This window comes from Pseudomonas sp. CFBP 5748 (assembly GCF_053850495.1).
The window spans coordinates 20,242-45,479 of the sequence record NZ_JBSPTN010000011.1 but is presented as its reverse complement, the minus strand read 5'-3'; the positions used below and the strand labels follow the sequence as shown (position 1 = coordinate 45,479).

Here is a 25,238-nt window from a genome sequence, read left to right as displayed (position 1 = left end):
CCCCCCTTCGACATTCAAGGATTGAATATGACCGTTGCCATAAAAAAGCAGCTTGATGAAAGCCTGCGCGATGCACAGTTGGCGTTCTACCTGAACAAGGTCGTGCCCAATAACGCCACGACAAGGAACCTGAAGCTCAAGACGGCCCAGGACCTCTACGAATACTGGTTGCTCGACGTGCTAGTCAGCCAGGATGTGCCCACCACGCCCGTGGCGTGCGCCATTGCCAGCCTGCAGCAATACATCCATCGGATCCTGATGAACATGGAGCCCGGTTACGACTCGGATGACATAACCACCGAACACCTGCGCACGTGGCGCAACGAGATGCATCAGTACCCGAGCTGGGCGGCCCATCAAAAGCTGCTCTACTTTCCCGCCGCGTATCTGGAGCCATCGCTCAGGGCCAACAAGAGCGCCAACTTCCGGCAACTGGAAAACGACCTCAACCAGCACCGGATCCAACCCGATGCGGTTCAGTCGGCAGTCATGGCCTACCTGAGCCGACTCGAAGAAGTCGCCAACCTGAATATTCTCAATGGCTACGTCGACGGCGAGGACTTCGCCAACAGCACCTATTACTTCATTGCCAAATCAAGGTCCGAAAACACCTACTTCTGGCGTTCCCTGGACATGGCTCAACGCCCCCTCGATGGTACCCCGCCGCAACCGCCCGCTACCCCACCCAAACTTGACCCGCCGGATCCATACGCCTGGTCGGACTGGGAAAAGGCCGACGTGCCCATCCCCGACAGCGCGGCCGAACACTCGATACGCACGGTCTGGTTCAACAATCGCTTGTTCGTCATATGGGCTGAATGCATCCATCAGGATCCGGCCACCCGCATTGCCCACACGGACTCAAGCACAGCCCAGCCAGGCCCGAGCGCGCCGCTGTTGCGCCTGAGCCTGTGTTACAAAAAACAGGATGGCAGTTGGAGCACCCCGCGTGTTTGCCTGCAAGGCTATTGCCAGGACAAAGCGCTGCGCGACAAGGACGTGCAGGCCATCAAGCCGCTGTTGGGTAGTGTTGCAACACATCAGCGCAAAGGTTCGCAGCACTTACTCTTCCTCGCGTTGTGTGTCAGGGGCTCCCAGACCGACTCGGCCAACCACTTCATTTTCATTGAAACGACTTGCATCGATAAAAACCTCAGCCACGAAGCTGATCGTTCACACACAGCAAAAGCACCAGGGACAAAAAAGTACCTGCAGTACCCAAGCGCTGAGCAAGCACTCCTGGACAGCAGTGCCCACCGCATTCAGGCCAAGGTGCCCCTGCAAACCAAAGAAGAGTCACCGGCCACTGATGTTTACACCGGGGCACAAGGCAAGCTGCCTGTCACCGATGTCTACTACAGCGCACAAACCGAGGCCACAGCCACTGGCGCTCAACGGAACACCAAAGAAGCGAGCCTTGAAACGGCAACGGAAACGGGTATCCGCTTGGAGCAGGATCCCCCTGCCAAACGCCTCACCCCCGACATCACCTCTGTGAGATCAAGCCTGGGCACCAGCCAACTGCTGGATTTTTCCAACTCCGCGATCAGTGACAGCGACGCCCAAGACCAACCACGCCAGCCGATCAGGTTGAACACCGTGTTCGCCGCAGAACTGATCCGGCGAACCGAAAACAGCCTGGATGAACTGTTCGATTGGGAGACGCAACACCTGCCGGAACCCGACTTGCCAGGTGCTTCCAGCACGCGGATGGACTTCCATGGGCCTTATGGTCGTTACTTCACGGAGCTATTTCTCTACGTACCGTGGCTGGTCGCCGATCGATTGAGCAACGAACACCGCTACGAGGAGGCCGAACGCTGGCTGCGCTATGTCTTCGATCCGGGGCGTGGGAGTGATGCGTGTTGGAAGAGTGTCCCGTTGGTCGGCACCCACACCTCAGCCTATGCCGATCAGGCCCCCCATGACCCGCACCAGATTGCCCTGAGTCATCCGGTACACTTTCGCAAGGCGCTGTACTTTCTCTATCTGGATATCCTGATCAACCGTGGCGACGCCGCCTACCGCGAGCAGACCGCCGATAGCCTGAGCGAGGCGAAGCTGTGGTATGTACGAGCACTGGACCTGCTGGGGCCACGGCCAGTCGTGCAGCCGGTCGATCAGTGGAACACCGTCAGCCTGCAGACGTTGAGCGAAACAACCAACAGCCACCTGCGCACATTTGAACGCTCACTGGCCCGCTCAAGTGCCACCCCCACGTTGCTGATTCGCAAAGACAGTTCACAGCCCACCTTACCGGGCATCGACAGTGCGCAGTTGCGCTTGCCGTTCAACCCCGAGCTGCTCAAGCGCTGGGACATGACCGAAAGTCGCTTGTACAACCTGCGGCATAACCTCGATATCGCCGGCAAACCGCTGCACTTGCCGATATTCGCGGCCCCGCTGGACCCTCGCGCGTTGCCCGGCGCCCACACCCTGAATATCCCGAGCAATGCCGCACAAGGACTGCCAGACATAAACCATGCGCACTATCGTTTCACGGTCATGCACAGCCAGGCCCAGGGTGCGGTTGAAAGCCTCAGCCAGTTCGGCGCCACGCTGCTTTCTCTGATCGAACGCAAAGAACAGGCGCAATTGCAGGAACTTCAACAACAGCAAGCCTGGGACCTGGCGAAAATCTCCGTCGACCTGCAACGCCAGGCACTGAACGTCGATCGTCATAACCGCCAGGCGCTGTTGGCCAGTAAAGCGATCATCCAGAACCGGGCCAGCCACTACCATCACTTGCTGGAACAAGGCATCAGTGAGGCCGAGCGGCAGGCCAGTCACCTGTACTTGCGCAGCGGCGGATTCGAGCTCGATGTATCCCGCGCCCAGGTCGTGGCGGGCGGGCTCATGATGACGCCCAACATTTTCGGTTTCAGCAATGGCGGCTGTCGCTGGGAAGGTGCGCTGCACACGACCACTGCCCTCGCCCAAGGCGCCGCCGTCTCCCATCGTACCTCCGCAGCCCATCTCGACCGTACCGCGCAGTTCAGTCGTCGCCGGGAGGAGTGGATCCTGGCTCGCCATCAGGCTTTGCTCGAACTGCACCAGATCGATGCGCAACTGGCGCATTTCGCCGAGCAGGAAACGGCCACGCGCCTGCAACTACGCCTGGCTGAATCGAGCCTGAACCAGGCCAAGGCCAACTACGACTTTTTCCGCAAGCGCTTTACCAAAACGCAACTGTACCAATGGCTGAACAGCCAATTTGCCACACTCTACCGCCAAGCCTACGACGCAACACTGGCGCTGTGCCTGGCCGCCGAAGCCTGCTGGCAGTATGAATTGGCGGACTTCAACAGGCGCTTCATTCAACCCGGCACCTGGAATGCAACCTATCGAGGACTCGGCGCGGGCGAGCAGTTGAAACTGACCCTGTTGAACATGCAGGCCGAGTACTTGCGAGCGAACGTACGCGAGCTGGAAATTCGCAAGACGGTATCGCTGCGTCAGTTGAAGAGCAAAACCACAACCAGCACGATCAACCAAGACTGGGCACAGCTTCACGCCGACCTGAGGGCGGGCAAGTGCGAATTCGAGCTGACCCACGAGCTGTTCGAAGACGACTACAAGGATCAGCAGCATTACCTGCGGCGCATCAGAACCATCAGCGTCTCCTTGCCGGCCATCGTCGGCCCGTATGAAAACATCCGGGCCACGCTGACCCAGACCGCCAGCAAAGTGTTCCTGTCGCCAGAGGGCCCAGCCCTGGAAAGCCGCCGCGCCAACCAACAGATCGCGCTTTCCACCGGGGTCGACGATAACGGCCTGTTCACCCTGGCTTTCAACGATGAACGCTATCTGCCTTTCGAATACACCGGGGCGATCTCCACGTGGTGCCTGACCTTCCCAAACCCCGAAGCACAAAAGGACATGCTTGAGTCCCTGACCGACATCATCGTGCATGTGAGCTACACGGCCAGGGCCGGCGGAGGTTCGCGATGAGTGAACCCAATGCATTGCCCGTGACCATGCCAGCGTTGCCCAAGGGCGGCGGCGCCATCCAGAGCATCGGCAAGGGTTGGGGCACCATCGGCGCCCACGGCACGGCTTCCTATGAGCTTGCCCTGCCGATTTCGCCGGGGCGCGGCTTTGCGCCCTCCTTGTCGCTGGGGTATGTCAGTTCGGCCGGCAACGGCGTGTTCGGCCTCGGCTGGGGGCTGTCATTACCCTGCGTGGCGCGCCGCACCAGCCAGGGTGTGCCGGCCTACACCGAAGATGACGAGATCCTCGGTCCAAGCGGCGTGGTGTGGTTGCCCGAGCGAGATCCACAGGGCGCCGTACGCTCAACGCGGATCGACCGCTACAACACGCTGGACCTGGGCAGGACCTACACGGTAACGCGCCACTTCCCGAGCATTGAAAGCAGCTTCGACCGCATTGAGCGCTGGGCATCGGAGCATGACAAAGCGGGTTTCTGGCTGGTACACGGCGCCGACGGCAGCCTCCATGTGTTCGGAAAAAATCCGGCATCGCGCCGGGCCGATCCTGAAGATGCCAATCGGGTAGGCGAATGGTTATTGGAAGAAAGCCTGAACGCCCACGGCGAGCACATCCTCTACCAATACCAGGCAGACGCAACGGCCCAGCGCTACCTGAGCCGGGTGAGCTATGGCAATTTCGCGGCCGATGCGAACCTCTATTCGTGGACAAGCGAACGGTTGAAGCCGGTGCAATGGCATTTCGAATTGCTGTTCGACTATGGCGAGCGCAGCACGGAGTACTCGCAGCAACCACGCTATGAAGGCCAGCCGTGGCAAACCCGCAGCGATGCATTTTCCAGCTTCGCCTACGGCTTTGAACTCCGCACACAACGGTTGTGCCACCAAGTGTTGATGTTTCACCGCTTTCCCGATGAATTGGGGAGTGCTCCCGTTCTGGTGCGCCGCCTGCTACTCGAATACCGCCAAACGCACCTGGGCTATCACCACCTGATCGCAGCCCATGACCAAGCGTTCGACGACTCGCCGACCATTGCCAATCGTCCTCCTGTCGAGTTCAGCTACAGCGAGTTCAAGCTCCCGTTTGAAGCCCAATCCTGGCACCACATGCCGCGGTTCAACGAAACGCAAGGCTATCAACTGGTGGATCTGTACGGCGAAGGCCTGCCGGGGGTGCTCTGTCGAAGCGATGCCGGTTGGTATTACCGCGAACCCATGCGGGCCAAGGCCCAAAGCAATGAAGTGGCTTACGACCAATGGCGGCCGTTGCCGCGCATTCCTGTGGCCGACCCGGCCAAACCCATGGGCCAGTCACTGAGTGACCTGACCGGCGACGGTCGCTTGGATTGGGTCGTTGCCGCGCCGGGGTTGAGTGGTTTTTTCTCCCTGGGCCCCAACCGAGACTGGTCGGACTTCGCCACGTTCAAGGCGTTCCCCGCAGAGTTTTTTCAGCCACAAGGGCAGTTGGCCGACCTGATGGGCGCCGGTCTCAGTGACCTGGCGTTGATCGGCCCGCGCAGCGTGCGCCTGTACGCCAATCAGCGCGAACATGGGTTTGCGCCAGCGCGAGAAGTGCGCCGCCACGAAGATGACGACACCCTGGCGTTGCTCAGCCCTTCGCCCGGCGAGCTGGTGGCCTTCAGCGACATGCTGGGCAGTGGGCAACCGCACCTGGTGCGCATCCGTCATGACGAAGTGAAGTGCTGGCCCAACCTGGGGCGTGGACGTTTCGGCAGAGGCATCGTGCTGGGTTCGCCGGGCCTTGCCTACGAAAGCTTCGACGCCTCGCGGGTCCGTCTGGCGGACCTGGATGGCTCCGGCGCCGCCGACCTGATCTACCTGCAAGCCGATCAGGCGCTGATCTTCATGAACCGCGGCGGCAACGGCTTCAACTCTCCCGTTGCGCTGCCCTGGCCACAAGGCCTGCGCTACGATCGCTTATGCCAGGTGAGCATCACCGACCTGCAAGGGCTCGGCTGTTCCAGCCTGATCCTGAGCGCGCCACACATGACGCCCCAACAACATTGGCGCTATGACTTCGTCAGCGAAAAACCCTATCTGCTCACCGGCACCAACAACAATATGGGCGCCGCCAACAGCATCAGCTACCGCAGCTCGGCGCAGGAATGGCTCGATGAAAAAGTCGAAAGATTAGCCACCGACACGCCCCCTACCTGCCATGTACCACTGGTCCTGCATCTGGTGTCGAGCCAGACCCAGGTGGATGAGATCACGGGTAATCGACTGTCGCAGACATTCGCCTATCGCCAAGGCTACTACGACGGTGTCGAACGGGAATTTCGCGGCTTTGGCCTCTTGCTGCAAACCGACAATGAAACCACCTGCGAAGATACTGACTCGCCAGACTTCACCGCACCTTGCCTGACCAAGACCTGGTTTCACACCGGGCAAGCGCTGGACCTGCCTCGAATCGGTTACAGCCGCGTCGACCCATTGGCCGTGCCATTGGGCAAGCCCCTGCCTTGCCAATACCAGCCCGAGACCGGCAATGACACACCCATGGCCTCGCCCACCGCAGCGACGACCCTGGAAATGTCCCGCGCCCTGAGCGGTCATTTGCTGCGAAGCGAGGTCTTCGCAATCGATCCTCACCGGAACAGCAGGACGTTGTATTCGGTCCAGGAAAACCGCTACGCGATACGTTTGCTCCAGGCCCCCGGCGGCAAACAGCGCTATGCCCGGATGTTGCCGCTGCTGCTGGAGTCCATCCACTATCAGTACGAAGGCCTGAGCGACGACCCGCAATGCCAGCACACCTTCAATCTGCAGCACGACCTGTTTGGCTCGCGGACTCACAGCGTCAACATCCATTACGCCCGACGCAAAACCGCCAGCGACACCCCGCCGTTCAGCGATGCCGACCAACAGCAATGGTGGTGCGATGCCCATGATCCGGCGCAACAGGTCCACTACCTGACCGAAACCCGTGCCGAATTCATCCATCTGCAAGCCCCTCAGGGTTGGCGACTGGGCCTGCCTTATCGCCAGCGGACGAATGCCCAGGAACGCCCCAAGGCCCCTGAAGACGGTGGGCTGGCCACGCAGGACATGACACATGAGACGCTCATCGAACTCACCCAGGAAACCACCTGGACCACCCAAAGTGTCCTGACAGGCCTGTCCGTGCAACGCTACAAGGACGCCACAACCGCAGAAACCCTGCCGGACGGCGTCGCTCACTTCGAGGCCCTGGGCGACCATCTGGAAAGCGTCGAGCTGGACGAAACAACCCTGAAAGCCTTCCATCTCTTGCCGCAGGACGCCCGCCCCAAGGGAAAACTGCTGGAAAGACTGGGCTATCACCGCATGGAGAGCTTCCTGCCGGCGACCCCATCACTCAAAAAACTCTGGTCAGTCAAAAGTGGCTTCGCGACCTACGCCCAATTGCAAGGCTTCTACAAAATCCAGACCCTGCAAGCGAGTGAAAGCCATGGTGTGACCGAGTTCAGCTACGACAACTGCCACTGTTTTATCACCGCGTTCAAACAGCCCGATGGCTGTGCCACCCAGGCGCTCCACGATTACCGTTCACTCCAGCCATGGCGCATTACCGATCCCAACGGCAACGTACAGGAAGGTCTCGTCGATGCCTTCGGCCAAGTCCTGGCCACGACTTTTTACGGTAACGAGAACAACGCACCGGTCGGTTTCAAACCCATAGCGCAGTTCAAACGGCCACTATTCGACAGTCCGACGGAGGCGATCAAACAGAACAGGCAAGCCCTGCAAGATGCTGCCAGCGCCCTCTATTACGCGCCCTTCAGTTGGATGGGGCGCATATCGGACACCGCATTGGCCGACACCGACTGGCTGGCGCGGTGCGTGGCCAACCGTGACCTGCTGCCCAGCGGGCACATCCGCGCTTCGGCGCGAACCCGGCTGGCGGCGCTTGCAATACGCTCTGCCGATGACGTGAAACTGAAAAAGCAAATTGATGCATTGGTACGCGAGCCGGTGCACATCGCCGTGCTGCTCGCCGACCGTTACCCCGACGACGAGCAGCAACAAATCCGCACCGCTATCACTTGCTTCGATGGCTTCGGTCGAACGCTGCAAAGCAAGCAACAGGTCGAACCGGGCATGGCCTGTGTCGTCAACGCCCAGGGAGCACTGACGCTCAAGGATGGAAAACCACTGGAGCAGACCGCCGCTGAACGCTGGCGTGTCAGCGAACGGGTGGAATACAACAGCAAGGGATTGCCGATCCGCCTCTATCGTCCTTACTTCGCCGACCAGCCGCACTACATCAATGACGAGTCCTTGCGGCAGTTCGGCCATTGTGACCAGCAGTTCTACGATGCATTGGGCCGCCCTACCCGCACGCGCCTTGCCACACGTGATGGCCTCTCACCAATGCGGCGGCACACCCGCCATCCCTGGTACACCCTGGACGAGGACGAGAACGACACACTGGAAGAAGTCATGCCAGAACACCCCCTGGCGACCGGAGGTCAAGCATGAACCCACGCCTTCACCGCAAGACGCCCACGATCAACGCGGTCGACAGCCGAGGACAGCCCGTGCGGCAGGTCGCTTACTGCCGGCGCAACGCAGACGAAACAGCCCAAGCGCGCATCACCCGCCAACGCCACGACACGACCGGGAGGCAGGTTGCGCAGTGGGACCCTCGGCGGTCTGGCGAAACACCTGACGCCAATCTGACGACCGTCTACAGCTTTTCCGGCAAGCCGCTGTTGGTGAACAGTGTCGATGCCGGCTGGCGCCTGAGTTTGCCTGGCGCCGCCGGACAAGTCCTGCGCAGCTGGGATCAGCGCGGCACCCAATGGCGAACCACCTACGATGATCAGTTGAGGCCGACCGCCATCCACGAACACGCGCCCGATCAAGATCCGCGTCGAGTCGAATGCCTGCGCTACGGCGACAGTTCGCCAGAATCGGCGGCGCGTAATGTGTGTGGTGCACTGACCCGCCACGATGACAGCGCGGGCAGCCTGCTCATCAATGGATATGCGCTCTGTGGCAAACCGCTTGACCAGACCAGGCACTTCCTCGCCGATGTTACCCAGCCGGACTGGCCCGCCGATGAGAAAGATCGCGATGCCTTGCTGGAAAAGGGGCATGGCTACACGACGCGCTGGCGCTATGACGCCCTCGCAGCGCCTATCGTGCAATTCGACGCCGCCCAGCACCGACAGCGCTACTCGTTTGATATCGCAGGCCAACTCAAGTCCGTGAGCCTGAAACCAAAAGACGCGGCGACCGAGAAAGTCATCGTGAAGGATCTGGTCTACAACGCCTTCGGTCAGGTCGAATCCCAAGTGGCCGGCAATGGCGTGGTCAGTCGCGCCGTGTTCGATCCGACCAGCGGTCGACTGACCTCGCTCAGCGCGTCGGTGTCTGCCAGCACCTTGCAGAATTTGCACTACACCTACGATGCGGTGGGGAACGTGACGCAAATCGAGGACCGGGCCCAACCGGTGCAGTTCGGCAGTAACCAGCGGGTCGACGCCATCGGTACATTCACCTACGACAGCCTCTACCAGTTGATCAGCGCGACGGGCCGTGAGGCGGCGGGGCTGACCAGCAACCCTGATATTCCGGCCTTCAGCAGGACACCGTTCGACGCCCGACAACTGTTCAAGTTTACCGAGCATTACGAGTACGACGCCGGAGGCAACCTGATCGAACTGCGCCATGTTCGCGAGCGTAACAACTACACCCGGACACTGAACATTGCCGCCTCCAGCAATCGCCTCCTGTCCTGGAACAAGGGCCACTCAATGCCCGACGTGCCCACGAACTTCGATGTCCACGGCAATCAGCAAATGCTCTCTCCAGGCCAGGCGCTGCAATGGAACGCCCGCAACCAACTCGCCAGCGTGGTCTTGGTCCACCGCGAAGATGGCCGCGATGACATTGAGCGCTATGCCTATGACAGCACGGGTCAACGGGTACGCAAGATACAAACGACCTATGCGTCGGCAGTGACGCACACCCGGGAAGTCCGCTATTTGCCGGGCCTCGAAATCCGCACCCGGCATAACGAGCGCCTGGAAGTCATTACCCTGCAAGCCGGTCGTTACAACGTCCGTTATCTGCACTGGACTGAAGGCCGACCGTCCGGCATCGCCGCCAACTCGCTGCGCTACAACCTCGAAGATCATCTGGGTTCCAGCTCAATGGAACTCGACGACCAGGCGTGGCTGATCAGCCAGGAAAGCTATTTGCCCTACGGTGGAACCGCCTGGGCGGCCTCCCGCTCGGCCGTGGAAGCCGACTACCGGACCATTCGCTACTCCGGCAAGGAACGCGACGCCAGCGGCCTGTATTACTACGGGCACAGGTACTACGCGCCATGGTTACAGCGCTGGATCAGCCCCGATCCGGCGGGGGCGGTCGATGGCTTGAACTTGTATCGCATGGTGGGAAACAACCCGTTGCGCTACACCGACCCAAACGGCCACGACAAAGAGGAATTCAACGACCTCAAGGCCGAAATAGCCGCCTACCCGAATATTCTGGCCGAGGTGAACAACCGGGTCGGCACGCTGAACTATCAGCTCTACAACAGCATGCGCACAAAGGACATCACCAAAAGGGTTTTTCAAACCTACGCCTACAACGCACTCAATAACCTGATCTCGCTCGGGGCCGGCGTGCTGGCAGCGCCTGGCGGATGGGTCGCCTCATTGGCCGCCATGGGCGGCACCTCTCAAGCGACTCACGCAGTCGCCAGCAAAATAGAGGCAACACGACACCTGACGGAGTCGATCTATCCACAGGTCAGCCGACTGGACCCCGAGGAGATAGAGCATGACGGCAGGACCGCCTCCTACGACCTGATCAGGAAGTCCCATAAGGCCATGAAGGATCTGAGCCCACGCACCTCCAAAGGACAAAAAAAAATATCGTTGTTGGTGACCAGTTTTATCCTGACAAAGGGCCTTCGGATCCCGGGCGCGTGGATTCCAAACTTCGAAGCGTCTACCCAGGCGACCAAAAACTCGAACGGTGTCCCGGGACAGAAAATCGAACGATTGAACGACGCCTTACTGAAGCTCGATGACAATCTGGAGCATGACTCCAACGCCATAAATACGGCATTCGATACCCTTGGCGTGGAGCAATTCTATGCCCCCGGTGTAAAAGGCTCCCTGGATCGAACCCTGGACCGGATGACCAACCAGGCGGGGGGCCGCACACTACGCCGCGCGGAAATACAACGCGAGATCCACGCCACCCGGGCGACGATACAACGTGGACGGGAACTGCTGTTCCGACTTAACAAATACAACCAATCGTTAGGCCGATACTCCATCCCCTAGGCTTCATTAACGCTCCAATCAAGAGATGATCAATCCATCACTCAAGCGTTCCACGGATTGATCATCTCGCCCCCGAACAGCCGCCGCTACACACAGATCCCATTGGTAAACACCAACCGGTTGCCAAACGGATCGACCACCGTCATGTCCTGGCTACCCCAGGGCATGGCTTGGATTTGCGGGCGGGCGAAGGGGTATTGTTTGGCGAGCAACTGCGCCTGGAAGGCTTCCAGTTCATCGGTCTCGATCCGCAGCGCCGAACCCGGCGTGCAGTCGCCATGGTGTTCGGACAGGTGCAGCACGCAGTCGTCACGGGAGACTTGCAGGTACAGCGGGAAGTCGTCGCCGAAACGATGTTGCCAGTCGACGGTAAACCCCAGGAAGTCGACATAGAATGCCAACGCCTTGGCTTCATCGAAGATCCGCAGGATCGGAGTGGTTTTACCGAAGCTCATGGGTTGCTCCCTGGCTGAAAAGACCCAGTGTAGATGGGTTGACCTTAGTGCTTCGGCCTTGGGCCCGGCTTCTTTAGTGCCACGACGCCATTATTGTGACGCCAATTTACACATTCTCAGCTCCTTACACGCCATTCGCTGGACTAAACCCCTGGCGCAGATCGCCCTCGCGCGCCAGGAACCGCCCTTCCCGACACCCGTTTGCCTGCCCTTCGCGATAGCTCAAGACACCATTGACCCACACGCCATCAATCCCTTCGGCCGCCCGTTGCGGTTCGTTGAAATCGGCGACGTCGCGAATGGTGTGCGGATTGAACAACACCAGGTCCGCCCAATGGCCTTCACGAATTTCACCACGCTCCTTCAGGCCAAAGCGTGCCGCCGACAGACCGGTCATTTTGTGCACGGCGGTGTGCAACGGAAAAAGCCCGATGTCACGACTGAAATGTCCCAGCACCCGTGGGAAAGCGCCCCACAAACGCGGGTGGGGAAACGGGTCCTCGGGCAAGCCGTCGGAGCCGACCATGGATAACGGATGGGCGAGGATCCGTCGTACGTCGCTTTCATCCATGCCGTAGTACACCGCGCCGGCCGGTTGCAGCCGACGCGCCGCATCCAGCAACGACACGTCCCACTCGCTGGCAATGTCGGCGAGGTCGCGACCGCCCACGTGCGGATAGGGCGTCGACCAGGTGATGGTGATGCGATGGGCATCGGTCACTTGCTTGAGATCCAGCGTCGAGGAACTGGCTGCGTAGGGATAACAGTCGCAACCGACAGGATGGTTTTTAGCGGCGTTTTCCAGCGCCGCGAGCACCTGCGGACTGCGCCCCCAGTTACCGGCGCCTGCACATTTGAGGTGGGAAATGATTACCGGGCTTTGCGCATGACGGCCAATCTGGAACGCCTCCTCCATGGCCTCGAGCACCGGTTCGAATTCGCTGCGCAGGTGAGTGGTGTAGACCGCACCGAAGGCGCTCAACTCTTCGGTCAGTTGCATGACCTCATCGGTAGAGGCCGAAAACGCGTTGGCATAGGCCAGGCCGGTGGACAAGCCAAGCGCACCGGCCTCCAGGCTTTCGCGCAGTTGCTGACGCATGGCGGCGATTTCTCCGACGCTGGCCGTGCGCAACAAATTGTCCATGTGGTTACTGCGCAGGGCCGTATGGCCCACCAGCGCCGCCACGTTGACCGCCGGCGTTGCCGCTTCCACTGCTCCGCGATAATCAGCGAAGCGCGGGTAAACGAACGCCTGGGCGCTGCCGAGCAGGTTCATCGGGTCCGGTGGATCGCCCCGCAAGCTGACCGGTGCCGCGCTGATGCCGCAATTGCCGACGATGACCGTGGTCACGCCCTGGCTGAGCTTGGGCAACATCTGGGGTTGGCGAATGACCACCGTATCGTCGTGGGTGTGCACGTCGATGAACCCGGGCGCCAGCACCCGTCCTGCGGCGTCGATTTCTTCAACGGCCCGGGCATCGTGCAAGTCGCCGATGCGCTCGATACGACCGGCGCGAATCGCCACGTCGGCGCGGTAACCGGGTGTGTCGCTGCCATCGATGACCAGCGCGTTGCGGATAAGCGTGTCGTACACCATGTCAGTCTCCCAGCGGCAAGTCATCGTCGCCGCCGCGGTAATCGTCCAGGGCGAGTTTGACTCGTCGCAGGCGCTCTTGATTGTCTTCGGGGCGGGCCAGCGCGAGCTCGGTGGCGAGCACATCGATGGCCAGTAGCATGCCGTAGCGCGCCGCCGTGGGTTTGTAGATGAACGAGGTTTCCGCGCCTTGCAGCGGCAGCACCACGTCGGCCAATCGGGCCAGCGGCGAGTCGGCGCGGGTGATGGCCAGGATGGCCGCACCGTAACTGCGGGCCAGCTCAACCGCGCCCAACAGTTCCGGGGTGATGCCGGTGAGGGAACAGGCAATGACCAGATGTTCGTCGCTCAGGGAGGTGGCGGTGATGCGCATCATCACCGGGTCGCGGCAGGCGGCAATCGGGTAGCCGAAACGCACCAGCCGCACCTGCAACTCCTCGCCGCACAGCGCCGACCAACCACCGAGGCCGAACGCATGAATCATCCGCGTCTTGCCCAGCAGACGCACGGCATCGGCAAACCGTGACTCTTCGAACGCCGACAGATGCTGGCGCAAGGTCGACTCGATATCGCCGACAATCTGCCCATAAAACGCCGACTGCTCGGGCGCGCCGGCCGGGTCGAGGAAACGGCTGCCGACGCCGCTGGCCTGGGCCAATTGCAGGCGCAGATCGCGCAGGTCGCGACAACCGACGGTACGGGCGAAGCGCGACAGCGTGGCACTGCTGACTTCGGCCCGCTGGGCCAGTTCATCGAGGCTGGCGGAGGCGGCAAAGCCTACGTCGTCGAGCATCAGGCGGGCGATTCTTCCTTCGCCAGCGCTGAAGGAATCCTGGCGAGAGCGGATCTGGTAGAGGATGTCCATGGCGGCTCCGGTGTGGTTGCGTTCAGAGTAAACGCGCAAGCCCGAGGGTCAGGCCGAACGCGACCACGGAGATCAGCGTTTCCAGTACCGTCCAGGTCTTGAAGGTTTGGGCAACGGTCATATTGAAGTATTCCTTGATCAGCCAGAAGCCGCCGTCATTGACGTGGGAAAAGATAACCGACCCGGCGCCAGTGGCCAGCACCAGCAGTTCGGGATGGGGATACCCCAGACCGATCGCCACCGGCGCGACGATGCCCGAGGCCGTGGTCATCGCCACGGTGGCCGAGCCGGTGGCAACACGCATCAGTGCGGCGAACAGCCAGCCCATGACCAGCGGCGACAGCTGGAATTCCTGGGCCAGACCGACGATCTGTTGCGTGACGCCAGCATCCACCAGGATCCGGTTCAAACCGCCGCCCGCGCCCACCAGCAAGGTGATGCTGGCCGTCGGTGCCAGGCATTCGTTGGTGAACTTGAGGATCGATTCACGGTTGAAGCCCTGGGCCAGGCCGAGGGTCCAGAAGCTCAGGATGGTCGCCAGCAACAGGGCGATCACCGAGTTGCCGATGAACAGCAGGAACTGGTTGAAACCGCTGCCCGGCGTGGAGATCAGGTTGGCCCAGCCGCCGATCAACATCAGCACTACCGGCAGCAGGATCGTCCCCAGGGTCACGCCAAAACCTGGCAGGTCGGCGCGGGGTTCGCGGTCGAGAAACTGCCGCTCCAGCGGGTTGTCGGCCGGCAGCTGGATGCGTGGCACGATGAATTTTGCGTACAGGGGACCGGCAATGATCGCGGTGGGGATGCCAATCAGGATCGCGTAGAGCAAGGTCTGCCCCACCGAGGCCTGGAACGCTTGCACTGCCAGCATCGCCGCCGGATGGGGTGGCACCAGCGCATGGACCACCGAGAGCCCGGCGACCATCGGCAACCCTACCATCAGGATCGACACGCCGACGCGCCGGGCGATGGTGAATGCGATGGGCACCAACAGCACAAAACCGACTTCGAAGAACAACGGCAGCCCGACCAGAAACGCGATGCACACCATCGCCCAATGGGCGTTGCGCTCGCCGAAGCGTTCGATCAGCGTCTGCGCCATCCGCTCGGCCCCGCCAGACTCGGCCATCATCTTGCCAAGCATCGTGCCCAGGGCCACCACCAGCGCAATGTGCCCCAATGTCTTGCCGACACCCGCCTCATACGCCCCCACCACGCTCGACGGCGGCATTCCGGCCAGCAGTGCCAGACCGATGGACACCAACGTAATCACGATGAACGGATTGAGCCGGTAGCGGGCGATCAGAACGATCAGCGCAATGATCGCGATGGCCGCGTAGACCAACAGCCAATAACCGAATTCAGGTGCCATGCGTTACTCCTCGAATGGGGTCACGTCGATGTGTCGTGAAACTCATAAATCATTTCGAGGAGAAATCTTCAAACGCACTGAAAGTAATTTTCGTACACAGATAAGAAGTGTCGCTGACGGATATCGCGAAGCAGCGGCAATGAAAATTCACCACCGAACTTTCATCCCCGGATTGATCTTCTGTGGCGAGGGAGCTAGCTCCCGCTGGGCTGCAAAGCAGCCCCCCGGCAGCCAATGACTGGTCGCGCGGCACTCAATTCCGTACCATTCGCACCTGTTTTTGCACCGCTCCCCCGGCAGCCGACTCTCCACCGGCGCCCAATCAGGTAAACCATGAAACCAGCACGTCTTCGCGCCGACGCCCTCGCCGGCCTCACCACGTCTTTCGCCTTGCTTCCCGAGTGCATCGCCTTCGCCCTGGTGGCCCACCTCAACCCGCTGATGGGGCTGTACGGCGCGTTCATCATCTGCACGCTGACCGCCCTGTTCGGTGGCCGGCCGGGCATGGTGTCGGGGGCGGCGGGGTCGATGGCCGTGGTGATCGTCGCGCTGGTGGTGCAGCACGGTGTGCAATACCTGCTGGCCACGGTGTTGCTCGGCGGGCTGATCATGATGGCCTTCGGGCTGTTGCGGTTGGGCAAGCTGGTACGCATGGTCCCACACCCGGTGATGCTTGGCTTCGTCAACGGCCTGGCGATCGTCATTGCGCTGGCCCAACTGGAGCATTTCAAAAGCGGCGGGAGTTGGCTGAGCGGTGCCCCGCTGTATCTGATGGCTGGCCTGGTGGCGCTGACCATGGCCATCGTCTACCTGCTGCCGCGCCTGACCCGCAGCGTGCCACCGGCCCTGGTGGCGATCCTCGGCATCGGCCTGGCGGTCTACCTGCTTGGCCTACCGACCCGAACACTGGGCGACATGGCCCACATCGCCGGCGGCTTGCCGGCCTTTGCGCTGCCGGACATCCCCTGGAACCTGGAAACCCTGCAGATCGTCGTACCCTACGCGGTAATCATGGCCATGGTCGGCCTGCTGGAAACCTTGCTGACCCTGAACCTGACCGATGAAATCACCGAGAGCCGCGGTTATCCGGACCGTGAATGCGTGGCATTGGGCGCGGCGAACATGGCGTCTGGATTGTTCGGCGGCATGGGCGGTTGCGCGATGATCGGCCAGACGGTGATCAACCTCAGCTCTGGCGGGCGCGGGCGGCTGTCGGGTGTGGTGGCCGGGCTGATGGTGCTGCTGTTCGTGTTGTTTTTGTCGCCGCTGATCGAGCGTATTCCGCTGGCCGCGCTGGTGGGCGTGATGTTCGTGGTCGCGCAACAGACGTTTGCCTGGGCCTCGCTGCGGGTGATCAACAAGGTGCCGAAGAATGATGTGCTGATGATCATCGCGGTGACGGTCATCACGGTATTCACCGACCTCGCGGTCGCGGTGTTGTGCGGGATTGTCATTGCGGCGCTGAACTTCGCCTGGCAACAAGCCCGGGAGCTGTACGCCGACACGCACCTGGAAGCCGACGACAGCAAACTTTATCGCCTGCACGGCACACTGTTCTTCGCCTCGACGACACGGTTCCTCAACCAGTTCGACCCGGCCAACGACCCACCCCTGGTCACCCTGGACTGCCGTCACCTGAGCTTCGTCGACTACTCGGCGATTACCGCACTGAAGACCCTGCGCGAGCGCTACGGCAAAGCCGGCAAACACCTGCGAGTGTTTCACCTGTCCGAGCGCTGCAAGCAGATGCTCAAGCGGGCGGGTGTGCATCACGATTGACGATATGCCAACACAAAACCTGTGGGAGCGAGCTTGCTCGCGATAGCGGTGTGTCAGTCGCCTTCAATACCACTGACCCGACGCCATCGCGAGCAAGCTCGCTCCCACAAGTCGATGTCTGCCTCACACCATTTCGTTAAGAATCCACTCCACCACCGAAGTCCGCTTCGGCGCCCAGCCCAACAACTCACGGGCATGCTTACCCCGCACGCGGCTGTTGGAGCCCAGGCCGTAGTTGGCCATTTCGTAGCCCCACTCGGCTTCGGCATCGGCCAACGGCCAGTCCTGCGGTTCGCCAAGCATCAATGCACGAGCCATGGCGGTGGTCATGTCGATGAACGAGGCTTCGCCACTTTCGACGAAGTAGAACGTGCCAGGCTGGTTGCGGGTCAGGGCCAGTTTGTACAGTTCGACCACGTCCTCGATATGCACATTGGACCAGATGTTCTGCCCCAACCCCACATGCCGCACCACCCCACTTTTACGCGCCTGCTTGAGCAGCCGCGGCAGCTGCACACTGTCACGCTTGACGCCCAGGCTGTGGCCGTAGATCAGGGTGTTGCAGATCACCGCCGAGTTCACGCCTTGCTTGGCGGCGTCCAAGACCAGGTTGTCGATCGCGACACGGGCAGCCTTGTCGGCGGTGGGCGGCGGCAGCTTGTTTTCGTAGTAGATGGTCTCGCTGGAACGACCGCCCGAAGCGTCACCGACGATGCTCGAACCGCTGGTGTGCAACAGCACTTTGTTCGAACCTTTGAGCCCATCGATCAAGGCTTCGACCGCACCGCGATGGTCGCTGCTGGCGGCATTGATCACTGCGTCGGCGGCACGGGCCTGCGCGGTGAGCAGCGCGCTGTCTTCCAGGGTGCCGACGATCGGCTGGATGCCCAGCGCACTCAGTTCGCTCGCCTGCTCGGCGTTGCGCACCAGACCGGTGACGTGATGCCCGGCGCGTACCAGGCCGGTGGCGATGGAGCCGCCGATAAAACCGGCAGCGCCGGTGACGAATACGTTCATGGACAAACTCCTTGGCCAGGTAAGTGATGGAACAAGTATCGAGGACCACTTCTTGACGAAACAGTCCACATTGCCCAAATCACTCTTGCCTTGAAGTCACGAATCAGCCCTTGAATTCCCGCGAGGCGTAGTCGGCTAGCTTGCCCTGGATGAAGTCCAGGAAACACTGGATCCGCAGCGCCAGTTGGGAGTTGCGGTAGTACACCGCGTTGATCGGCTGGCGATATCCGCTGTTGGCGTCGGCCAGCAACACCTTCAGCCGACCGTCACGAATGTCTTCGCGGGTCATGAAATCCGACAGGCAGGCAATCCCCTGCCCTTGCAGCGCCAGGTGGCGCACGGTCTCGCCGCTGGACGCGCTGATGGCCGGCTGGATCGGCCAGCGATCACCGTGTACATGACGCAGCGGCCACTGGTTGAGGCCCTCGTTCTGGGCAAAGCCCAGCAGCGCATGGTTCGCCAGTTCGGCGACACTCAAGGGCGTGCCGTGCTGCTTCAGGTAGGCGGGGCTGGCGAGGATATGCAATGGGCTGCAACCCAGGGAACGGGCGTGCAGCGTCGAGTCGCTGAGGGTGCCAATGCGGATGGCGATGTCGGTGCTTTGCTCCAGCAGGTCGATGATCAGGTCGTTGCTGTTGAGCTCAAGCTGGATGTCCGGGTAGAGCCCGCGGAACTCTTCGATGTGCGGGACGATGGCGTGCAGCATGAACGGTGACGCGGCGTTGATCCGCAAGCGTCCTGCGGGGTTTTTCTGGCGGGACGACAAGCGCTCTTCCAGCACATCCATCTGGTCGAGGATACCCTTGGCCTGCTCGAAGAAATACTTGCCCTCCTCGGTCAGGTCCATGCGCCGCGTGGTGCGGTTGATCAGCGTGGTCTCGAGCTTGGCCTCCAGGCGCGACAAGGTCCGACTGACCGCCGACGGCGTCTGCCCGACCTGCTCGGCGGCGGCGGAGATGGATCCGCACTCGATCACGCAGACGAAAATCTGCAACTCGTCGGATCTGGCTTTCACGTATCCCCCTGTCGATTGATCTTGTGTGGCGAGGGGATTTATCCCCGCTATGTGGGAGCAGGTTTCCCCACCCGCCACAGGATAGTATCGGGATACGTAGCAAAAGACAGGTCACGCCTTCAGGCCGAACACCTCAATCAAATGCTGCTCATACCGCACCACATCGGTCTCGATGTTCGGACGTTTCATCACGTCCACGCAGAGGAAGGTCGGCAAGCCGGTCATGCCGAGGAATTGGTTGGCCTTGTGGAACGGAAAATACACGGCGTCCACGCCCTTGGCTTCGAAGAAGTCGGTGGGGTCGTCGAAGGCTTGCTGCGGGGCGTTCCAGGTCAGTGACAACATGTATTGCTTGCCCTGCACCAGGCCACCGCTGCCGTACTTCTGCGAGGCATCGGAGCGGGTACGACCGTCGCTGGCGTAGAGGCTGCCATGGCCTTCGGTGAAGACTTCGTCGATGTACTTCTTCACGGTCCAGGGTGCGCCCATCCACCAACCTGGCATCTGATAAATGATCACGTCGGCCCAGAGGAACTTGGCGACTTCTTCCTGGAGGTCGTAGCCGCCGTCGATGAAAGTGGTTTTTACGTCGAAACCGCCACGGTCCAGCACGCTGAGCGCCGTGTCGTGAAGGGTCGTGTTGTAGCGACCGTCGGAGTGGGCGAATTGTTTGCCGCCATTGAGCAACAGGACTTTTTTCATGGAGAGCCTCATCGGGTTCCACGGCGTGGGCCATTTGGATGGCCGCCGAACGGAAAGGTTGAAAACGATGGCGGCAGCGTACCGATGAGCTTCGCGCGGAATAAGCACCACAATGGCAAAACTGATTTGACCTATACGCACGAATGACCAGTCGATTATTGCTGCAGACTCCGTGACACTTTTTATTCCAGGAGCCCGCCCAATGAGTGAACTGCACGGTTTCATCCTGCACGCCAAGACCCGTCCGGAAAAAGCCCAAGCCTTCGAAGCGCTGTTCCGCGCCTACGTCGAACCGAGCCGCGCCGAGCCCGGCTGCATCGAGTACCACATGCTGCGGGACCAGCAAGACCCGACGCTGTTTATCTTTTATGAGATCTGGGCCTCCCAGGCGCACCTGGATGTGCATTCAAACCTGCCGCACATGAAGCAGTTCTTCGAACGACGCATGGATTACCTGGAGCGCGACTTCGAAATCCGTCGCGTCGACATGCTCAGCCCGTCCTCGGCTAACCGCTGACCAGCAGATGGCCGCCGAGCACGCCGAGGCCGATGAAAAACACCCGTTTAAACAGCACGGCGCTGATGCGCTGACGCAACCATTGCCCCAGCCACATCCCCAGCAGCGCCGGCACCAGCGTCAGCAGGGAAGCGCTTAGCTCACCCCCGCCCAAGGCGCCGCGCCACAACAGGCCGGCGGCCAGGGCCATCGTCGAAACGGTGAACGACAGGCCCAGGGCCTGCACCAACTCATCCTTGCTCAAACCCAGCGCTTGCAGATAGGGCACCGCCGGAATGACGAACACCCCCGTGGCGGAAGTGATGATGCCGGTGAGCAGCCCGCAGAACGGGGCGAGCCACCGTTCAACGTTGGCCGCGATCCGCAGCGTTGGCAGCAACAGCCCGCTCAGCGCATACAGCAACAATGCCCCGCCCAAGGCCCGCACCACCCAAGCGCCTCCCGTCATGCCGATCCACAGCGTACCGAGACCGGTGCCAAGGAAAATCGCCAGCAGCAGCGGCCACAGACGTCGGATCAAGGTTTGCAGATGGCCGCCGAAAGCCAGTTGCCAGAGGTTGGTCAGGGTGGCCGGAATGATCAGCAGCGCTGCAGCCTGCGTCGGGGCCATAGCCAGCCCGAGCAGGCCCATGGAGATAGTCGGCAGGCCAAGGCCGATCACGCCCTTGATGGTGCCGGCCAGCAGGAAGGTGCCGATGACCAGCAGGGAAAGGGCCAGGCCGAGGTTTTGATAGAAAGCGATGAGAGTGTTCATCGGGCTATCGTGGGCCTTGGTCTTTGGCTTGAAAAGCTGTCATATACTGAGGGTGCCTCTCTTTCAGCAAGAGGCTAATAATTTTGTGGGTGCTACCGCCGCCTTCTCGAGCAAGCCCGCTCCCACAGGGGATTGCATTTCAAATGTGGGAGCGGGCTTGCTCGCGAAGGCGCCAGATCAGCCACCACAGAACCCCGGCACAGGATCACATTGCCCATGCACTTCGACCTCACCGACCTGCGCCTCTACCTGAATATCCTCGACACCGGCAACATCACCGCCGGTGCGGCCCGCAGCCATCTGTCCCTGGCAGCCGCCAGCGCACGAGTGCGTGCCATGGAGGCGTCCCTGGGCATTGACTTGCTCGAACGCGGGCGGCGCGGCGTCACCCCGACGCCGGCCGGCAAAGCACTGGCACAACATGCCCGGGTGTTGCTGCAACACGCCGAACGCTTGCAACAGGATCTGGCCGAGTACGCCAGGGGTGTCAAAGGCCAGGTGCGCTTGCTGTGCAACACCAGCGCCATGACCGAATACCTGCCCGAGCTGCTGGCCGGTTTCCTCAAGGACCACCCCAACCTCGATATCGACCTGCAGGAATTGCCCAGCTCACGGATCACCCACGCGCTGCGCCAAGGCGCGGCGGACCTGGGTATCGTGTCCGACGCAGTGGACACCACCGGCCTTCAGACCTGGCCCTTTCGCGACGATCCACTGGTCTTGATCCTACCGTCCGGACATCCCTTGGCTGACGGTCGAGCGCTGAGTTTCAGCGAGACCCTCAGCCACGATTATGTCGGCCTGAACGCTTCCAGCGCCTTGGCCATCTACCTCGAAGAACAGGCACTGCACACCGGGATGCGTATGCAAATCCGCATTCGCGCCGACGGTTTCGATGGGGTGATTCGCATGGTGGCCCATGGCGCAGGCATCGCCATCGTGCCAAAGGCCGCCATCGCCCGCCGCCCGCCCGAGTCCACGTATCAATACGTCCCGCTGCAAGAGGCCTGGGCGCACCGGGCGTTGTTGCTGTGCGCCCGTAACTTCGAAGGTTTGCCGGCCTACGCCAAGGCCCTGGCTCGGCATCTAGCCGACTGATGTGCGCTTCTGGATAGCCCGGTGTCGAGCACAGGCATCTACCCGTTCATGCCGCGCGTTAGGGTGCCTGTTCTCTTCTGCCCCTTTCGGAGTTCACATGACCGCACCCATCACCGTCCTGCGCGATACCCACCCGCTGCCCGTACTCGATGCCTGCAAATGGGAAAAACTCGAAGGCGACCCGCACACCGTCAACCTCAACGCCTACACCAGCGAAGACGGCAGCAAGATCATGGGCACCTGGATCTGCACCCCCGGCAAATGGTATGTGGAGTATGTGAAGTGGGAATACTGCCACTTCCAGGAAGGCTACTGCATCATCACCCCGCAAGGCATGGAGCCGATCCATCTGCGCGCCGGCGACATTTTTGTCATCGAGCCAGGCATGAAAGGCACCTGGGAAGTGGTCGAGACCGTGCGCAAGTACTTCGTCTTCGCCTGACAATACCTCGTACGCTTTTGTCGATACGCTGTGCTCAAAGCAAGCTTGGAGCACAGCGCGATCGGACCGCCCGCTACACCGCCACGTCAACGGTGCTGATTTTACCGCTTCGATACGCCTCGAATATCTGATGGAGACTGGATCGGGCCTGCCCTTTCGCGGTGAAAATACCGCCACAGCCGCGGTTGGCAGCCGCATAGCTTTCGTCCTCCATCAATATCAGGTGCGCCTGCTTCAGATTCCAGAACGGCACGCCGGCAAACAGGTGGTGCGTCAGATGATAGTTGTCGCCATGCATGCCGATAAACAGTCGCTCGATCAGCGAGGGGAAACGATTGCGCGTCAGCTGGACCTCATCCTTGTACACACCGAACATGCCGAAGTGCTCGGAAATCTCGGAGAGCCAGCCAATCACCTGGAATACCGTGAAGTACGGGACCAACCAGAACAGGACATAGGCCCACGGGCCGACGAAGTAGCTGAAGAGCAGCAGCATCGCGCCATGAACCACCAGAAGCTTCACGCCCTGTAACGGGTTGGCCAGGATGTCACCCGCCCGGTTCTTGACCAGGTAGAGGAAATACTTGTAGGTATTGACCAGCGTTACGCTCCTGAACAGATGTCGGAACAGGAAATCCATACGGTCCTGAGCCTCATACAGGCCCGACTCGATGTAGAAACGATGGTCGGGATCCTTATCCTTGTCGCCCAGATGGTGATGGTGCATCTGCACATGGGATCGACGATAGGCTTCATAGTCCTGGAAGATGGGGTATGCCAGCAGGTATTCACCGACCCATTTGTTAAGCGCCTTGCCTTGCGCCAGGGTCATGTGCGCCGCTTCGTGCAACAGCGAGGCGAGCGCCCTCTGCCGGGAGCCAATGAGCAGCAGTGCCAGCGGATACAGAGCGTTATAGCGATTGGCTAGAAAGATCGCCGAGGCAATGACCAGCAGGTCCGCGCCCAGGGCAACCAGCCAGTGCCAATTGTCTTTTTTGTACAGAGGACGCAAGCGCAGCCTGAGTTCAGCAGAAGGATTAAACCTGTTTACATCGTTCATCGGAATTCCCTTTCATAACTCGAAGTGATGAATACAGACGCGAACGCCTGCACAGCCATAATTATTTTTCCAAACAATTAGTGCAGTACCACTGTCGCAGACGGTCACCTGCCAACACACGACGCACATTCCATTGCGACACACCGCACGACATAGACTTTCTATTTATATGCTCTTTGTTGTCTTGCTCATCATTTACAACTCGGACAGTAACGCGATGAACTCATCCACCTCTTGAGCGCTGTTCCTCGCGTTGATGGACACTCGCACAAAGCGCTGATGCCCGTGCTGCAACATGAAGTACGGTGTATGCGCAGCGTATCCCGGCCAAGCGTTGATACCTCGTGCTCGCAGATAGCTGACGACTTCTGTCGCCGAACAGCGCTCATGGGTGAAAGCGATAATGCCCTGATGCTCGGTACCCGGTGCGATCAAGTTGACGCCGGGGGTGTCTGCCAGACGACGGAACAGCGCTCGATAGAGCTCGGACTCCGTCCCGTAGGCGCTCGACAAACGCTCTTTGATCGCCTGATTCAAACCCACCACGGCCGCATTGTTGCGTTCGGCATATTCAAAACAGCGGGCATCTCCCATCCCCCGCGTGACGACTCCGGATGCATCGACAGTGGCCCGGCCCAGGTCGGTGAAACGAGGCTGCGCGGTGGCCAGGAAACGATCGGACAAGTAGGCAAACCCTGTTCCTCTCGGCCCACACAGGAACTTTCTACCGGCAGCCGTCAACACGTCGCAGCCGGCGGCGCGCACATCCAGCGCCAGCATGCCCGCCGATTGACAGGCATCGACAAAGTACCAGGCCGGGTAGTCGCGAAGGATATGCCCCACCGCCTCGATATCATTCACGATCCCACAGCAAGAAGGGACATGGACAATCGAGACCAACTTGACCTCGGCGCTCATGTGCCGGGCCAGCCATGGCAGGTCGAGGTTGCCCTCGGCCAGCAGCGGCATCACTTCAACCACTACGCCGTACAAGCGCTGCAATGTTGCCAATGCGATCAGGTTGCCCGCGTATTCGTAAGGAGTGACCAGCACGCGCGCGCCTTCGGACCAGTCCAATGCCTCCAGCGCGGTCACCCAAGCCTTGGTCGCGCCATCAAAAAGTGCCACGTTACGTGCATCGGTACCCAGCAGCCGGGCAATGTTTTCATAGACCTCAACGTCCAGGACCGCTGAGTAATTCAACTCGGTTTCATAGGCCCCCGATTCAAACTCGTCCTGCAAGTAACGTTGCATCAGCTTCAGCGTCTCGGCGGACATAAGCCCCGAACCCGCCGTATTGAAGTGAATCATCAA

Annotated in this window: 17 protein-coding genes; 7 read left to right on the top strand and 10 right to left on the bottom strand. The window is 60.7% G+C overall.

Features of this window, described 5'->3' with window-relative positions:
* Positions 1 to 27: 27 nt before the first annotated feature.
* Genes ACWNZ1_RS22585 through ACWNZ1_RS22575 form a run of 3 tightly spaced genes read left to right on the top strand, consistent with a single transcriptional unit; the run spans position 28 to position 11,254 of the window.
* Positions 28 to 3,951: a Tc toxin subunit A-related protein gene (locus ACWNZ1_RS22585; protein ID WP_456027895.1), complete on the top strand. Its 3,924-nt coding sequence runs from the start codon at positions 28 to 30 to the stop codon at positions 3,949 to 3,951.
* Positions 3,948 to 8,429, top strand: coding sequence for a SpvB/TcaC N-terminal domain-containing protein (locus ACWNZ1_RS22580; protein ID WP_265072665.1), 4,482 nt, complete (start codon positions 3,948 to 3,950; stop codon positions 8,427 to 8,429). The genes ACWNZ1_RS22585 and ACWNZ1_RS22580 overlap by 4 nt, the downstream gene beginning before the upstream one ends.
* Positions 8,426 to 11,254 (top strand): RHS repeat-associated core domain-containing protein, encoded by a 2,829-nt coding sequence (locus ACWNZ1_RS22575; protein ID WP_265072664.1) that lies wholly within the window; start codon positions 8,426 to 8,428, stop codon positions 11,252 to 11,254. Before ACWNZ1_RS22580 ends, ACWNZ1_RS22575 begins: the two co-directional genes overlap by 4 nt.
* Before the next feature lie 86 nt (positions 11,255 to 11,340).
* On the opposite strand, the gene ACWNZ1_RS22570 is transcribed toward ACWNZ1_RS22575, so the two are convergent.
* From ACWNZ1_RS22570 to ACWNZ1_RS22555, 4 genes are all read right to left on the bottom strand, one after another.
* Entirely contained in the window at positions 11,341 to 11,709 is a 369-nt protein-coding gene (locus tag ACWNZ1_RS22570) for a glyoxalase superfamily protein (RefSeq protein ID WP_256454211.1), read from the bottom strand.
* A gap of 124 nt (positions 11,710 to 11,833) precedes the next feature.
* The gene (locus tag ACWNZ1_RS22565; RefSeq protein ID WP_256454210.1) at positions 11,834 to 13,306 is read right to left on the bottom strand and encodes an N-acyl-D-amino-acid deacylase family protein; all 1,473 of its coding nucleotides are present in this window, start codon (positions 13,304 to 13,306) and stop codon (positions 11,834 to 11,836) included.
* Position 13,307: 1 nt separating this feature from the next.
* On the bottom strand, positions 13,308 to 14,168 hold the full coding sequence (locus ACWNZ1_RS22560) for a MurR/RpiR family transcriptional regulator (RefSeq protein ID WP_256454209.1): 861 nt from the start codon (positions 14,166 to 14,168) through the stop codon (positions 13,308 to 13,310).
* 22 nt (positions 14,169 to 14,190) lie between these two features.
* Entirely contained in the window at positions 14,191 to 15,540 is a 1,350-nt protein-coding gene (locus ACWNZ1_RS22555; protein WP_135843570.1) for a GntT/GntP/DsdX family permease, read from the bottom strand.
* Between the two features lie 333 nt (positions 15,541 to 15,873).
* Here ACWNZ1_RS22555 and ACWNZ1_RS22550 point away from each other — a divergent pair, with 333 nt between their 5' ends.
* The gene (locus tag ACWNZ1_RS22550; RefSeq protein ID WP_456027894.1) at positions 15,874 to 17,319 is read left to right on the top strand and encodes a SulP family inorganic anion transporter; all 1,446 of its coding nucleotides are present in this window, start codon (positions 15,874 to 15,876) and stop codon (positions 17,317 to 17,319) included.
* Between the two features lie 123 nt (positions 17,320 to 17,442).
* On the opposite strand, the gene ACWNZ1_RS22545 is transcribed toward ACWNZ1_RS22550, so the two are convergent.
* The 3 genes from ACWNZ1_RS22545 to ACWNZ1_RS22535 all read right to left on the bottom strand — a co-directional run bounded on the left by ACWNZ1_RS22545 (position 17,443) and on the right by ACWNZ1_RS22535 (position 20,053).
* Positions 17,443 to 18,336 (bottom strand): NAD-dependent epimerase/dehydratase family protein, encoded by an 894-nt coding sequence (locus ACWNZ1_RS22545; protein ID WP_135843568.1) that lies wholly within the window; start codon positions 18,334 to 18,336, stop codon positions 17,443 to 17,445.
* A gap of 103 nt (positions 18,337 to 18,439) precedes the next feature.
* On the bottom strand, positions 18,440 to 19,351 hold the full coding sequence (locus tag ACWNZ1_RS22540) for a LysR family transcriptional regulator (RefSeq protein WP_135843567.1): 912 nt from the start codon (positions 19,349 to 19,351) through the stop codon (positions 18,440 to 18,442).
* Between the two features lie 111 nt (positions 19,352 to 19,462).
* Positions 19,463 to 20,053, bottom strand: a complete 591-nt coding sequence (locus ACWNZ1_RS22535; protein ID WP_456027893.1) for an NAD(P)H-dependent oxidoreductase — start codon at positions 20,051 to 20,053, stop codon at positions 19,463 to 19,465.
* 202 nt (positions 20,054 to 20,255) lie between these two features.
* Here ACWNZ1_RS22535 and ACWNZ1_RS22530 point away from each other — a divergent pair, with 202 nt between their 5' ends.
* Positions 20,256 to 20,570 carry a putative quinol monooxygenase gene (locus ACWNZ1_RS22530; protein WP_256454206.1) on the top strand — a complete coding sequence of 105 codons (315 nt, stop codon included), beginning with the start codon at positions 20,256 to 20,258 and terminating at the stop codon, positions 20,568 to 20,570.
* Here ACWNZ1_RS22530 and ACWNZ1_RS22525 read toward each other — a convergent pair.
* On the bottom strand, positions 20,560 to 21,324 hold the full coding sequence (locus ACWNZ1_RS22525; RefSeq protein ID WP_265072663.1) for a sulfite exporter TauE/SafE family protein: 765 nt from the start codon (positions 21,322 to 21,324) through the stop codon (positions 20,560 to 20,562). The genes ACWNZ1_RS22530 and ACWNZ1_RS22525 overlap by 11 nt on opposite strands.
* 216 nt (positions 21,325 to 21,540) lie before the next feature.
* Here ACWNZ1_RS22525 and ACWNZ1_RS22520 point away from each other — a divergent pair, with 216 nt between their 5' ends.
* Positions 21,541 to 22,422 carry a LysR substrate-binding domain-containing protein gene (locus ACWNZ1_RS22520; RefSeq protein ID WP_265072662.1) on the top strand — a complete coding sequence of 294 codons (882 nt, stop codon included), beginning with the start codon at positions 21,541 to 21,543 and terminating at the stop codon, positions 22,420 to 22,422.
* A 97-nt stretch (positions 22,423 to 22,519) separates the two neighbouring features.
* Positions 22,520 to 22,864 carry a cupin domain-containing protein gene (locus tag ACWNZ1_RS22515; protein WP_135843561.1) on the top strand — a complete coding sequence of 115 codons (345 nt, stop codon included), beginning with the start codon at positions 22,520 to 22,522 and terminating at the stop codon, positions 22,862 to 22,864.
* Between the two features lie 73 nt (positions 22,865 to 22,937).
* Here the strand turns inward: ACWNZ1_RS22515 and gntB are convergent, their stop codons facing one another.
* A complete protein-coding gene (gene gntB, locus ACWNZ1_RS22510; RefSeq protein ID WP_265072661.1) occupies positions 22,938 to 23,924 on the bottom strand; it encodes a guanitoxin biosynthesis L-arginine gamma (S) hydroxylase in 987 nt (328 codons plus the stop codon).
* Between the two features lie 195 nt (positions 23,925 to 24,119).
* Complete coding sequence (locus tag ACWNZ1_RS22505; protein WP_238346741.1) at positions 24,120 to 25,235, bottom strand: aminotransferase class V-fold PLP-dependent enzyme; 1,116 nt, start codon at positions 25,233 to 25,235, stop codon at positions 24,120 to 24,122.
* Positions 25,236 to 25,238: the final 3 nt, after the last annotated feature.